At 41.3% G+C, this 12,961-nt stretch carries 13 protein-coding genes; 5 read left to right on the top strand and 8 right to left on the bottom strand.

Features of this window, described 5'->3' with window-relative positions; all coding sequences use genetic code 11:
- Positions 1 to 38 precede the first annotated feature (38 nt).
- Both ACOOEY_RS19830 and ACOOEY_RS19825 read right to left on the bottom strand, forming a co-directional pair.
- Complete coding sequence (locus tag ACOOEY_RS19830) at positions 39 to 557, bottom strand: hypothetical protein (protein ID WP_420386468.1); 519 nt, start codon at positions 555 to 557, stop codon at positions 39 to 41.
- Between the two features lie 51 nt (positions 558 to 608).
- Positions 609 to 1,778: a PQQ-dependent sugar dehydrogenase gene (locus ACOOEY_RS19825; protein ID WP_420386467.1), complete on the bottom strand. Its 1,170-nt coding sequence runs from the start codon at positions 1,776 to 1,778 to the stop codon at positions 609 to 611.
- Between the two features lie 93 nt (positions 1,779 to 1,871).
- Here ACOOEY_RS19825 and ACOOEY_RS19820 point away from each other — a divergent pair, with 93 nt between their 5' ends.
- Complete coding sequence (locus ACOOEY_RS19820; RefSeq protein WP_420386466.1) at positions 1,872 to 3,788, top strand: ABC-F family ATP-binding cassette domain-containing protein; 1,917 nt, start codon at positions 1,872 to 1,874, stop codon at positions 3,786 to 3,788.
- A gap of 8 nt (positions 3,789 to 3,796) precedes the next feature.
- On the opposite strand, the gene ACOOEY_RS19815 is transcribed toward ACOOEY_RS19820, so the two are convergent.
- Positions 3,797 to 5,155: a hypothetical protein gene (locus tag ACOOEY_RS19815; protein WP_420386465.1), complete on the bottom strand. Its 1,359-nt coding sequence runs from the start codon at positions 5,153 to 5,155 to the stop codon at positions 3,797 to 3,799.
- A complete protein-coding gene (locus ACOOEY_RS19810; protein WP_420386464.1) occupies positions 5,155 to 5,709 on the bottom strand; it encodes an RNA polymerase sigma factor in 555 nt (184 codons plus the stop codon). Before ACOOEY_RS19810 ends, ACOOEY_RS19815 begins: the two co-directional genes overlap by 1 nt.
- Before the next feature lie 95 nt (positions 5,710 to 5,804).
- On the opposite strand from ACOOEY_RS19810, the gene ACOOEY_RS19805 reads away from it, so the two are divergent.
- Positions 5,805 to 7,067, top strand: a complete 1,263-nt coding sequence (locus tag ACOOEY_RS19805) for a type IX secretion system plug protein domain-containing protein (RefSeq protein ID WP_420386463.1) — start codon at positions 5,805 to 5,807, stop codon at positions 7,065 to 7,067.
- Here the strand turns inward: ACOOEY_RS19805 and cas6 are convergent.
- From cas6 to ACOOEY_RS19790, 3 genes are all read right to left on the bottom strand, one after another.
- A complete protein-coding gene (gene cas6 / locus ACOOEY_RS19800) occupies positions 7,057 to 7,869 on the bottom strand; it encodes a CRISPR-associated endoribonuclease Cas6 (protein ID WP_420386462.1) in 813 nt (270 codons plus the stop codon). The genes ACOOEY_RS19805 and cas6 overlap by 11 nt on opposite strands.
- A 122-nt stretch (positions 7,870 to 7,991) precedes the next feature.
- Positions 7,992 to 9,089, bottom strand: coding sequence for a redox-regulated ATPase YchF (gene ychF, locus ACOOEY_RS19795; RefSeq protein WP_420386461.1), 1,098 nt, complete (start codon positions 9,087 to 9,089; stop codon positions 7,992 to 7,994).
- 123 nt (positions 9,090 to 9,212) lie between these two features.
- Positions 9,213 to 9,545, bottom strand: coding sequence for a DUF3276 family protein (locus ACOOEY_RS19790; RefSeq protein WP_420386460.1), 333 nt, complete (start codon positions 9,543 to 9,545; stop codon positions 9,213 to 9,215).
- A gap of 187 nt (positions 9,546 to 9,732) precedes the next feature.
- Here ACOOEY_RS19790 and ACOOEY_RS19785 point away from each other — a divergent pair, with 187 nt between their 5' ends.
- Together ACOOEY_RS19785 and ACOOEY_RS19780 are read left to right on the top strand one after the other, a co-directional pair.
- Positions 9,733 to 10,638, top strand: coding sequence for a DUF58 domain-containing protein (locus ACOOEY_RS19785; RefSeq protein WP_420386459.1), 906 nt, complete (start codon positions 9,733 to 9,735; stop codon positions 10,636 to 10,638).
- A gap of 18 nt (positions 10,639 to 10,656) precedes the next feature.
- Positions 10,657 to 11,343 (top strand): hypothetical protein, encoded by a 687-nt coding sequence (locus ACOOEY_RS19780; RefSeq protein ID WP_420386458.1) that lies wholly within the window; start codon positions 10,657 to 10,659, stop codon positions 11,341 to 11,343.
- 118 nt (positions 11,344 to 11,461) lie between these two features.
- On the opposite strand, the gene ACOOEY_RS19775 is transcribed toward ACOOEY_RS19780, so the two are convergent.
- Positions 11,462 to 11,806, bottom strand: coding sequence for a 4Fe-4S binding protein (locus tag ACOOEY_RS19775; protein WP_420386457.1), 345 nt, complete (start codon positions 11,804 to 11,806; stop codon positions 11,462 to 11,464).
- Positions 11,807 to 11,950: 144 nt separating this feature from the next.
- On the opposite strand from ACOOEY_RS19775, the gene ACOOEY_RS19770 reads away from it, so the two are divergent.
- Positions 11,951 to 12,958 (top strand): acyl-CoA reductase, encoded by a 1,008-nt coding sequence (locus tag ACOOEY_RS19770; RefSeq protein WP_420386456.1) that lies wholly within the window; start codon positions 11,951 to 11,953, stop codon positions 12,956 to 12,958.
- The last annotated feature ends 3 nt before the right edge of the window (positions 12,959 to 12,961 follow it).

Here is a 12,961-nt window from a genome sequence, read left to right as displayed (position 1 = left end):
GGACTACACCTTTTATTGTATAGTCCTTCTCAAAACCCCTATTCGGGTGTGCATAAAAAATACAGAGTACAATCCTGAGCCGTGTAAGGATCAACACACTGATAACTACAGGCACCAGGCAACCCTTCTATTTCCTCCTGTTGATCACAAAGTGATAAGAATCCTGGTGCACCAATCCATTCTCCACTACAAGTCTGAGACATAACACTCTCAAGTGACAATAGATTAATTAAATTGAAATAACTTTCTACAAGTTCAGTTTGATTAGAGAAACCTCCATTAAGGAAGCTTTCGCCAAAATTTCTTACCTCAAAAGTTTCAGTCATCGACAATTCTCTATCAGCCGCCATTGATAAGGCTGAAAGATAATTTTCTATAGATTCCTCTTTTTCTTCACAACTTAGTTCACTTGCGATATCCCTAATGTGATCAATAAAAAGGTCTTCGGAAGTTGCAACACTTAAAGGAGTGATCATATCAGAACTCATTGCCTGTAAGTTTAACGCTAGACCAATACCTAGTATTAGTGTAGTTTTTAATATGTGATTATTTTTCATAATTGAATATACAAAACACAGCTCTTACTTAAGCCTAGGAAGTACATTCACTTAACTACCCCTAAAACTAATCCGGTAAATACAGTGATTAACATCGTCTGAAACCAAAATAGAACCGTCAGGCATTTCCATTATATCCACCGGCTTACCCCAACCCTGATTCTTTTCTTTATCCAACCAACCATCAGCAAAGATTTCACTCTTTACTACTTTGTCATTTTCGATTTGAACAAAACGCAATTGATAACCACTATGTCCAGCTTCTGGAGTTCGATCCCAAGAACCGTGTTGTGCCACTAGTATATTCCCGTTATATTTTTCAGGAAACATATCTCCTTGATAAAACCTGAGCCCAAGCGGAGCACTATGAGGCTCAAACTTATAAGCTGGTTCAGTGAATTTTTCTCTTGGATACTTATTGCCAAACTCTTTGTCTGGTATATCTCCCTGGTGCCAGTAAGGAAAACCAAAGTGCATACCAGCTTCTGGAGCAAAATTCAGCTCACAAGCAGGTTTATCATCACCAAGCCTATCTCTTCCATTATCAGTAAACCACATATTACCTGTTTTTGGATTCCAGGTGAAGCCAACAGAATTTCTCACACCCTTTGCATAAATCTCCATGTCAGAACCATCAGGGTTCATTCTGGTAATAGAAGCATAAACAGGGTTTTCATCTTCCTTATCGCATACATTACAAGGAGCACCTACCGGCACATACAGTTTACCATCAGGACCAAAGGCAATGAATTTCCAGCCATGATGACCATCAGTTGGGTATTCGTCATAAATCACTTCTGACTTAGGGTCGGCCAGGTTCGCCATAATATTGGGGAATCGATGAATCCTGTTGATTTCGGCTACATAGAGGTCACCATCTTTATAGGCCAGACCATTTGGAGAGTTCCATCCGGTCAGGATCGTATCCACCTTATCAGCCACCATGTCACCATTCGTATCAGTCAACGCGTAAACATTGCGTCTTCTTCTATTGCTTACGAAAACTGTCTTACCGTCTTCGGTTCTGGCCAAAGACCTGGCATCAATCACATTAGTAGCATAGTAGGATATCTCGAAGCCTTCTGGCAAATTGATTTTCTCCAATCGCGCGTTGTACTCATCCATTGACTTATCCTGTGCCTGACTGTTGCAGCTAAAGAAGCCTACTGAACAGATAATAATTACCGCGTAGACTGCACTGTTTAAGGTTGATCTTTTCATAATTCAAATCTATCAAATTGTGTCCATACACATAATAACTATTTTATCAGAGGTGAATGTTTGTTTTGTCTCTACGGAAGCTATTTTTGCGACATGATTGCCATTAACAACCTCTCTTATTATATCGGTGACAGGCCTTTATTTGATGAAGCCAGCCTCCACATTAAACCCAATGACCGTATTGGCCTGATTGGATTGAACGGACGAGGTAAATCTACACTACTCAAGTTGATTATTGGTGATTATCAGCCGACATCTGGTGAAATTTCCATGAGCAAAGACTGTAGCATTGGTTTCCTGAATCAGGACCTACTCTCCTATCAGTCTGACGACAGCATTTTGTCTATCGCCATGGAAGCTTTTGAAGAGGCCAATGCCCTTCAACACAGGATTGACAAGCTCCTTCACCAAATGGAGGTTGACTATAATGACGGACTGGTTGACAAGTTGTCTAAGGCACAAGAGCAATTCGAAGCTTTGGGTGGATATACCATGCAATCAGAGGCTGAAGCCATACTGGAGGGAATCGGCTTTAGAACCGAGGACCTGAAAAGGCCACTGAGAGAGTTCTCCGGAGGTTGGAGAATGAGGGTGATGCTGGCTAAACTCCTGCTACAAAAGCCGGCCTTACTCATGCTCGATGAGCCTACTAACCACCTCGACTTACCTTCCATTAAGTGGATTGAGAACTATTTAAGGAATTATGAAGGGGCCATCATTGTGGTTTCTCACGACCGTTACTTCCTGGATAATGTCATTACTTCAACCGTTGAAGTATCGGGTTTCAAGCTGACCCAATACTCAGGCAACTACTCTTTTTATCTGGAAGAGAAAAGCATGAGGGAAGAAATCCAGAAGAATGCCTATGAAAATCAGCAGGCGCAGATCAGACAGACCGAACGCTTCATAGAACGCTTCAGAGCTAAATCTACAAAGGCAAGACAGGTACAGTCCAGAGTGAAGGCACTGGAAAGAATGGACTTGATTGAAGATGTGATCGATGATAACATCGCCATGAATTTCCAGTTCGGCTTTAAGCAGAAGTCCGGCAGGTTCATCATTGAGCTTAATGACATTTCTAAGAGCTATGGCGACCTTCAAATTCTGAAGAATACTACCGCTCAGGTAGAGCGAGGAGATAAAATTGCACTCATCGGAGCCAATGGTAAGGGAAAGTCTACCCTACTAAGAATCATTGCAGGAACTGAAAAAATTGAAGGTGACCGTAAAGAAGGTCATAATGTACTCACAGCATTTTATGCCCAGCACCAACTGGAAGCATTGAATGTCGAAAACGAGATTCTGCAAGAGCTTCAGCAGGCCGGATCCGGAAAAACGGAGAGAGACCTGAGAGGTATTCTGGGATGTTTCCTCTTCCAGAATGAAGAAGTATTTAAGAAAATCAAGGTGCTCTCAGGAGGTGAAAAATCGAGAGTTGCCCTGGCTAAAACCCTGTTATCGGAAGCCAACTTCCTGATGATGGATGAGCCGACCAACCACCTCGACTTTTTATCTGTGAACATACTGATTCAGGCTTTACAGCAGTATGAGGGCACTTTTGTTATCGTTTCTCACGACAGACACTTTGTATCTCAGATCGCCAATAAAATCTGGTATATAGAAGATAATGAGATTAAGGTATATCCGGGTACTTATGATGAGTATGAGTATTGGCAAGCCAAAAGGGAGAAGGAAATGGCCAAAGCCACTGCTCCGGAACCTAAGGCAGAGAAACCAAAATCAACCGGCAAGAAGGTCAGAAATAACCAACAGGAGCAGGAACTGAAAAAACTACGTCAGAACCTGTCAGAGATTGAGACCAACATTGAAAAGGTTGAGGCCAAAATAGCTCAACTGGAGAAGGAAATGGCTGAACCTGAAGTATATGGTAATCCAGAAACTTTAGCCAGCAAAACGCAGGAGCATAATGAGCTCAAAGAAAAACTGGAAGAGACTCAGGAAAGCTGGGAGAATATTTATCTGGAAGTAGAAACCCTGGAAGCGGAGTAACTTTCAGCTTAATCTCTCTTCAGGAAATAATTCACTGACAGACCAAATCCCAATACAGAAGCTCTTCTCTGCGTATCACTACTACTGGTCGGTACAAAGTATCGGTAATTGATATCGGCCGATAACCCCAAAGAAGGATTGATTCTGTAATTCACTCCCAACCCGGTAATACCACTCAGGTTAAAATTCTTGATGAAATCTGAATCATTAAGGTTGGCCTTTCGAACTGAAAGAAAGTTAAGGTCGCCTTTCACCCGATAAGAAAAGAAGTAATCCACTCCTACACCACCAATCACCGATACATCAAACCTACCAAACTGTGCCATTTTATAACTCAAGGTAGGCTGTACCGAAAGCCCCTGAATGGTATTGGTAAGATTATACCTGCCAATGAAATTGACATTGGTTGGATCATAGCCTAAGGGTAGATAAATTGGATATGACACTCCGTTTACTTCTGAATAGGCATTAGAAGATGACCTTACTCTTAATTCAGTATACCTTAAACTCATATTCAATTGCAGCCTGCGACTCAGTTCAGTAGCAAAGCCAATACCTGCACTCACTGAGCCAAGAGCCTGCTCCTCCTCATTGTTAATACTGGAGTATGCATTAAACCTGGAATCAACAGCCTGAGTAGATAACGACTCAGTATTACCAGGCATAGTAGCAATGTTAAAGCTGTTATTACCCAGCCTGCCATTCAACATCTGCTCTCCTTTAAAGTCGGGAGTCATAACAGCCGGCTCAGCATCTGCTGTCAAAGAAGATAAATCGACTCCCAGGCTATTCAACCATCGGGCCTGAGTCGCGGCAATACTCTGTCGATAAGCCTTAGGTACAGCAAGTTGTAATCTCAGTGAGTTGGTTTCAACCGGCACTGCCAGTGTTGATTCAGTTACCTCTGTTTGATTTACCTGAGCTGTTAACAATTGATCCGTAACCAATACCTGATTATCTATTCTGGCTAACTGAGTCGGATCTACAGCATCCGGTTCATTAGCATTTAGGTTAATTGTCTCGTCTTCCTGGCCTTCAGTAGTTCCTGCCAATTGCTGACCGGATACTGAATTACTGGAAGGCTTCTGTATACTGGTGGAGTCAGTAGTGCTACCTTCTGTCTGCGTTAATTTAGGCTTATTATCAACAGGGCCCGGAGTACTTTGGAAGTACCCGTTTTTATAAAGCATACCTGCGGTGATGAAGAAAACAACTGCTGCGGCAATACCATAAGTCTGCCACATCATAAAGATGCCTTTCTTCTTCTTTTGTGCCAAAGCAGACTCCACTCCTGCCCACACTTGTTCCGATGGCTGAAATTCAGCCCCATCGAACATATCTCTCAATTCACTTTCAAAATTGCCCATTACATTGACGCATTTGATTTAACTATTTTACTGGCATCTTCCACCATCACTTTCAGCAAGGCTCTGGCCCTGGCATATTGCGATTTGGAAGTACCTTCAGTGATTTCCATCATTTCGGCTATCTCTTTATGACCATAGCCTTCAATGGCAAACAGGTTGAAGATTGTTCTGCAACCCACTGGCAACTTTTGCATCATTGCCATTATCTCGGTGAAATGTAAATGCGATATCACCAATTCATTTTCTACATAGAGCGGTGTCTTTTCTATATCGAGCATTGGCTGCTGATACAGCTTCTTTCTGTTGTGGTTGATCGCTGTATTGACAACAATCCGCTTTAACCAGGTCAGGAATTGTGCTTCCTGTCTGAACGACTCAAGGCTATTGAATATCTTAATGAATGCATCCTGAAGAATATCCTCCGCATCGGCCTGCGATTTTGCATATCGCATAGCCATAGGCATCAGCTTAGCCGCATAGCGATCATACAATTCACGCTGGGCCTTGCCATCTCCTTTAATGCACTTATGGATTAATTCTATATCTTGAATCATTAACCTTAAGAAGATCCTGTCTCCTTGTTTTTAGACACTCTGGTATATTAATTGGTTGTAAAGCAATAAAATATTTTCGCTTCGTTTCCCAACACATGAAATTCAAGCCCCAGCAAATTCTAAGCCTTGTATTGACACTTGTTTCATTTACCGTTTTCGGACAAAAAGAACTGCAATATGATAATGCTGTTTATGAGCCCGATATCAAAACGGTACAAATCAACATAAAAGGTGGCTCTGTTGAAAATGCAATTGCTCCACCAGTGACCCGAAAAGGTCAGAAAAGCCTGATCCTTTCTTTCGATGAGCTGAATGAAGACGCAGATTACTTCTATGTATATTTTATTCATTGTAATGCGGATTGGACTCCCTCCTCTGTGCGCCCCAATATGTATCTGAATGCCTACAATGAGTTTGAAATAGAGCAATTTGAATTCAGCGCAGAGGCCAAGAGACAGTATGTCAACTATCAGTTTGAGATACCTGCATTTAAAATGTCAGGCAATTACCTGGCGGTTGTTTACCGCGACAGGAACAAAGAAGACATTGTGCTCTCACAGCGATTCTATGTGTTTGAAGAAAGTGCAGCGGCCGGACTCAGCATAGTCAGGTCAGCCGACCAAGCCCAACGGTTAAGTAACCAGCGAGTAGAAGTAACCCTCAATTACAGCAACCTGAAAGCGGTTGATCCAAGAGAGCAGTTCATTACGGTAGTCAGACAAAACCAGCGACCTGACCTTACCCATTACAATCTTTCCCCCACTTTTATTGATGAGAACAGTAAAATGATCCGCTTTCAAAACCTGGATGAACTCAATGAATTTCCGGGAACGAATGAGTTCCGAAGTTTTGACCTGGGTATTGTCACCTTTACCGGAAGGAATGTTCAGGACATTCTGATTGGCGGAAATGAAGTTAGGGCTCAACTCCGGCTCGACAGGCCTTTGGGGCAGAACTACCTGCAAGCACTCGATATCAACGGACAGTTTTACATCAGGGACCTGGAAAGCAGGCCCGGGCAAACTACAGCAGAATATATTGACACACAATTCAAACTGGATTATCCCGAGACTGACCAGTCGATCTACGTCATAGGTTCTTTCAATCAATGGCAGCGAAACGAAAATTCGAGACTACGATTCAACCCGGCAACCGGTTTTTACGAAACTAACATACTGGTCAAACAAGGCTGGTATAATTACGCCTACATGCTTTCAGGAAATGATCCCTATGCCATTGATGGTAATTTCTGGGATACAGAAAATCTCTATGAAGTGTTTGTGTATTTCAGGCCTATGGGCGCCCGGGGTGATTTACTTGTAGCTTACGGACAGGTACCCTACAACTCTAGGCGGTAACCTCTTCTTTAACAAAGTGGTATTTCTCTGTTCTTGAAGTTGGATCGGCATTGGCAATGTCGAGCATTCCAAAACCTTTGTAGGTATAATTGCCCATACCACAGTGGAATAGAAACTCTTGTACCTCTTTTTCAGCATAGAGTTTAAACGGCAGGGTATAGCCTCTCACTTCATACTTTACATCATTGTCGAAGAGAGAGTAAATGCGGGCAAATTTCTTATCATTCTCCTTCATTCTGTTCAGGTAAGCCTGGTCTGGAACCACCTGAAATTTCTTGAATCTTTCGAAGTCTGCATGATCGAATTGACCTGTTTTCTCCATCCTCTGAATGGTGGACTCATACAAGAGGTCTGAAAACTCATCAGTATCCGGTTGAAGGAATCGCTTAGACTGATCGTCATTAAACCTTGCTTTAAACGGCACCAAAGGAGAAATACAGATGAACTTGGTTTCGTCTTCCAACTTCACCGGTTTTTCAATTTCAGTAAATAGCGGACTGACCTGAAGGTTTCCTAAATCGATTTTCTCAAAGTCGAAAATTTGCTCCAGTAAATAATCGATAAATTCCTGATTGGCTGATGAAACAACCAGAGTTACCAGGTTTGAATAGAAATGCAATCCACTTCTGGATATCTTGGTTTGCCCTTTCAGGCCTGAGAAATTGTAGTATTCATAATTGAAGAAGTCTTCATTCCCTCCCTTTACCAACACGCCCTTAATGAACTGAGCCAAAATATGCTGATGATGAAATGGTAGGTAAGCGCCTCTGTTATGCAGCTTAAAAATTACCCTAATTCTCACTGTCTTATCCTTTTAATCACAATCTATGATGGGTATTTACCCCAGTTAGCAAAGGCATAACCCTTTGCTCAAAAAGATTGTTCAGTACTGCCTAAAAAATTAAAGGGAATTTGACAGTCGGCTTATACATTGAAGCGGAAATGCATAATATCTCCGTCTTTCACGACATATTCTTTTCCCTCAACAGCCATTTTACCGGCTTCCTTTACAGCTACTTCTGTTTTATATTGTTGATAGTCATCTAATTTAATGACTTCTGCACGAATAAATCCTTTTTCAAAGTCGGTGTGAATTACCCCAGCAGCCTGAGGAGCTTTCCATCCTTTTTTAATAGTCCAGGCTCTTACTTCTTTCTCACCTGCTGTGAAGTAGGTAATTAAATTCAGGATAGAATAAGAGGCTTTGATCAGTTTGTTGAGGCCTGATTCTTTCAAACCATACTCTTCCAGGAACATGGCTTTTTCTTCCGGATCATCAAGCTCAGCAATTTGCGATTCGATGGAGGCTGAAATGACCAATACTTCTGAGTTTTCATTGGCAACTGCTGCTTTCAAAGCATCTACATGCTCGTTACCTGTGTGAATAGATGCTTCCTCCACATTAGCGGCATATATAACCGGCTTCAGTGTCAAAAGAGAAAGTTCTTTAACAGCAGCCAATTCGTCATCGTCAGCTTCGATTGATCGGGCATTCTTGCCAGACTCCATTTCAGACTTGAACCTTTCCAAAGCGGCCAGTTCTTTCTTGGCTTTGGCATCGCCTGACTTGGCTACTTTAATCAGTCGTTGAATTTTCTTTTCTATAGACTCAAGATCTTTCAGTTGAAGCTCAGTATCAATGACTTCCTTATCGAAAACAGGGTCTACATTACCTGCCACGTGTACTACGTTATCATCTTTGAAGCAGCGAATCACATGTATGATAGCATCTACTTCGCGAATATTGGCCAGGAATTTATTTCCCAGGCCTTCACCTTTACTGGCGCCTTTTACCAGGCCGGCAATGTCTACAAATTCAATTACTGTGGGTAATACCTTTTGAGGATTCACCAATTCTTCCAAAATGGTCAATCTTTCATCTGGAACTGTAACTACACCAACGTTTGGTTCAATTGTACAGAAAGGAAAGTTGGCAGCTTCAGCCTTGGCACTGGAAATCGCATTGAAAAGTGTTGATTTTCCAACATTTGGTAAGCCAACAATACCACATTTTAAACCCATAATCGTAAATGAATTTGCTTCTTTTAAAACAGGCGGCAAAGATAGCAATAAATGCATTTCTGCCTCAGTCTAAAATCAAAAAAGGGGCCTGAGCCCCTTTTGTATCTTTATCGTGAATTCTGATTAATCCCAGCTCAAATCGCTGTCGTGATCAGAGTTTGAATTCATACTATATTCCTCCTTATCGAACTGTGTGAAGTCCACATCTGGTAGAAGTTCATCTTTCACATGACTTACGGCCTCATTCAAGGCATCTACAAACTTGCTGAAATCTTCCTTATAAAGGAAAATCTTATGCTTCTCATAGCTAAAACCATCGTCCTTAAACTTTCTCTTACTTTCCGTAATGGTTAAATAATAGTCGTTGGATCTTGTGGCTTTGATATCAAAAAAATATGTTCTTTTTCCTGCCCTTACCCGCTTCGAAAAAATCTCATTCCTGTCCTTGTCTTCCACTTCTCAAAGAATTTAGTCTTATTAGTTTTTAGTTGATTTTGGAAAAATAGCTGACTAAATATAAACTAATTAAAGTCACTATTGCAAACACCGTAAAAATAAAATACGTAACGTAATAGTTAAATTTAAGTAGTTTCAACAGGGTCTTAAAGGTGTTTCGGACCTGTTTTACTTAGCACTAAGAGATATGCAATTTACATTGGAAGACATTAAAGGACTGGGCAACATAGAGTTACTGGCCAAACAAATGGTTGAAGGCTTTATCACCGGTCTACACAAATCTCCCTATCATGGTTTTTCAGTTGAGTTTGCCGAACACCGATTATATAATAATGGAGAGAGTACCCGACATATCGACTGGAAACTCTTTGCCAAAACTGACAGGCTTTATACCAAACGTTATGAGGAAGAAACTAACCTGAGATGCCAACTGGTCATTGACCAGTCTTCCAGCATGTATTATCCTGAAGTGAACTTCGGTAAAATGCGTTTCAGTGTCATGGCTGCTGCTGCCCTCACCTATCTTTTCCATAAACAGCGTGATGCAGTCGGCCTGCATACTTTCAGCGATCAATTGGAAATCGAAACCCCGGTTAAATCTTCAGCCTCCCACGTTCACAAGTTGTTTCTCCAGTTCAATGAGTTACTCGATAAACCCAAGAGTGAGAAAAGAACCAATGTGGCCTCCATCTTGAATCAGTTGGCCCAAAAGATACATCGCAGGTCACTGGTCATCATCTTCAGCGACATGTTCGACAATGAAGCGAATGAAGAAGAGCTGATGTCTGCCCTGCAACACCTGAAACATAAGAAACATGAGGTACTCCTATTCCATGTAACTGACCACCACACAGAGCTGGATTTTGACTTCGAAGACCGACCCTATGAATTTATCGACTCGGAAACACAGGAAAGAGTCAGGCTTAATCCAGCCACCATCAAAAAGTCATTCCGTGAACAGATGGATTCATACTATCATGAACTTTATCTAAAGTGTGCCAAGCTTAAAATTGACCTGATTGAAGCGGATATTAATCAAGGGTTTGATCAGGTACTCAAATCTTATTTGTTAAAGAGACAGAAGATGGCTTAATTGACTAAAATAATAGACATGTACTTTGACGCATCAAAACTACCATCTCCTAAGAATGAATATGTTCTTTGGGTTGACATTATGGGTACCAAAAACATAATGTCAGACTCTGTAAATACAGCGGCAAATTTCATTTTCAAATTTCATGGAGCAATTCAAAGCTCCAAAGATGCTCATGCCAAGTATTACCCTTTAATGGATGGTGTTTTTATTACCACGCCAAGCCAAATAGTCTTGAAAAGAGTGATAAGAAAAATCTTCGTTTGTCTGTTTGAAATCTATTCCAAAACAGAACTATGTAAGTATCGGTTTTTGGCTAAGGGCTCAATATCCTTTGGCCCCGTCATTCATGGAAGAGATGTCCCTAAAAGTGCATCCACTTCTTTAGAAAATGATTTGAATTATAAGACGTCCATTTTGATGGGAACTCCTATGATACAAGCTTACTCTATCGAGAAGTTAGCTCCTCCATTTGGCGTATTCATTCATGAATCTGCAAGAACCTTTGCCCCAAAGCAATCAATACCGTTCTCCGGGAAGTATTTTCAGTGGTTCCCAGATAATTTTGACAAAGCACAGTTTGAGGTGGAAGTCAAAAAATATTTTGATTGGGCAATCAAATATGAAAAGTCTTTGGAATTAGATGCAGAAAAGTCAAAATATTACATGAAGATATTTGGAGAATATGTTGGTAACTATACTTGACAAGTATTAGGAAATTAATAAAACTTCTTATGGCTAGTTGCCCAGGTTCTTGAAATTTTTTTTTAAAATAAAAAAGCCTCTTCCGAGGCCTTCATTCATCATTTAAAATCCAATATAATCACACGTGAAGCCACTCTTTTTTAGCTTCCAGTTCTTCTGTTGTTTCTCTATAATCAGGATCATCCACACAGCAATCAACAGGACAAACAGCAGCACACTGTGGTTCTTCGTGGAAACCAGTACACTCCGTACATTTTCCTGAAACGATATAATAGAATTCGTCTGAAACTGGTTCTTGTGGCTCATTGCCATCAATTACGGTTCCGTCTTCCAGCTCAACTTCCTTCAGGTCGGTACCACCACTCCAGGTCCATTCCATTCCACCTTCGTATATAGCTGTATTTGGACATTCAGGTTCGCATGCACCGCAGTTGATGCATTCGTCTGTAATCATTATCGCCATAGTGCTTCGTCTTTATTAGGTATCCTTAGTGCAACAATATTAAGCTGACTAAGTTTCAGAATTTCTCAATATTTGGCGCAAAACTAATCAGATATTGTTCTTAGGCGCAATCATATCATGTATTTTTGCCTCTGAATTATGGAAATGAAACTGCAGCAAAGAATAGAGGCCCTTATTGCACTGGGCACTTGGTTTGAAAAACAAGATCCACAGGAATTCAATGAACTCTGCCTGACCGCGGCCAATCAGAACAATTGGTTTACTCAGGAAAGTATAGAAAAAGCCTTTTCTGCCTGGGCCGAATCGCTCAAAGCGGACAAGATTGAGCAGTGGCTGAATGGCTATCAGTTTTCAGATGATGGAAAACAGATCGGATTAGTACTGGCCGGCAACATTCCACTGGTTGGCCTGCATGATGTTCTTGCTGTATTGGTTAGCGGCCATATAGCCTGCATTAAGTATTCTTCGCAAGACACTATTCTGATGAAAACAGTGCTCCATGCACTCATAACTATTGCACCTGATTTCAAAACGCAGATCAAGGAAGTAGAAAGACTCAATGACATGGATGCCGTAATAGCCACCGGCTCTGATAACTCGGCTCGATATTTCAAAAGTTACTTTGGCCAAAAGCCTCATATTATCAGACAAAACAGAGTCTCTGTGGGTATTCTGAATGGTGAAGAGAGTACTTCAGACTTTGAAGCCCTGGGAGAAGACATCTTTACCCACTTTGGACTGGGCTGTCGAAACGTAGCCAAACTCTTTATACCGAAAACATTTGAACTTCCACAATTCATCGGATCGCTGGAGAAATTCCAGTCCACACTGGAGCACCATAAATACCGCAACAATTACGACTATAATAAGTCCATTTATCTGGTCAATAAAGAGCCCCATTTAGACTCAGGCTTTTTCCTGATGCGGGAAAGTGAAGAGCTGGTTTCTCCTATCTCAGTCATATTCTATGAAACCTACTCCTCAGAAGCAGAACTGTCTCTGAAGATATCGGCACAACAAGATAAAATTCAGTGCCTGGTATCTAAAGATGCCTGGTATGAAGGCAGCCTGCCATTCGGCACAGCCCAATGCCCGGAGTTATGGGACTATGCTGATGGTGTTGATACGCTGGAGTTTTTGAGTGAATTATGATCA

The sequence above is a fragment of the Roseivirga sp. genome (assembly GCF_965216855.1).
In the GTDB taxonomy this organism is placed as follows: Bacteria; Bacteroidota; Bacteroidia; order Cytophagales; family Cyclobacteriaceae; genus Roseivirga.
Note: the sequence above shows the minus strand (reverse complement) of the source record. Positions and strands in the feature narration are given on the sequence as shown.

What these genes read in the sequence shown, in the direction of transcription:
- ACOOEY_RS19770 (WP_420386456.1), top strand. Translation starts at nt 11,951, where the DNA reads ATGAAACTGCAGCAAAGAATAGAGGCCCTTATTGCACTGGGCACTTGG.
- ychF (WP_420386461.1), bottom strand. Translation starts at nt 9,089, where the DNA reads ATGGGTTTAAAATGTGGTATTGTTGGCTTACCAAATGTTGGAAAATCA.
- ACOOEY_RS19780 (WP_420386458.1), top strand. Translation starts at nt 10,657, where the DNA reads ATGTACTTTGACGCATCAAAACTACCATCTCCTAAGAATGAATATGTT.
- ACOOEY_RS19805 (WP_420386463.1), top strand. Translation starts at nt 5,805, where the DNA reads ATGAAATTCAAGCCCCAGCAAATTCTAAGCCTTGTATTGACACTTGTT.
- ACOOEY_RS19825 (WP_420386467.1), bottom strand. Translation starts at nt 1,778, where the DNA reads ATGAAAAGATCAACCTTAAACAGTGCAGTCTACGCGGTAATTATTATC.
- ACOOEY_RS19775 (WP_420386457.1), bottom strand. Translation starts at nt 11,806, where the DNA reads ATGGCGATAATGATTACAGACGAATGCATCAACTGCGGTGCATGCGAA.
- ACOOEY_RS19785 (WP_420386459.1), top strand. Translation starts at nt 9,733, where the DNA reads ATGCAATTTACATTGGAAGACATTAAAGGACTGGGCAACATAGAGTTA.
- ACOOEY_RS19830 (WP_420386468.1), bottom strand. Translation starts at nt 557, where the DNA reads ATGAAAAATAATCACATATTAAAAACTACACTAATACTAGGTATTGGT.
- ACOOEY_RS19815 (WP_420386465.1), bottom strand. Translation starts at nt 5,155, where the DNA reads ATGGGCAATTTTGAAAGTGAATTGAGAGATATGTTCGATGGGGCTGAA.
- ACOOEY_RS19820 (WP_420386466.1), top strand. Translation starts at nt 1,872, where the DNA reads ATGATTGCCATTAACAACCTCTCTTATTATATCGGTGACAGGCCTTTA.
- ACOOEY_RS19810 (WP_420386464.1), bottom strand. Translation starts at nt 5,709, where the DNA reads ATGATTCAAGATATAGAATTAATCCATAAGTGCATTAAAGGAGATGGC.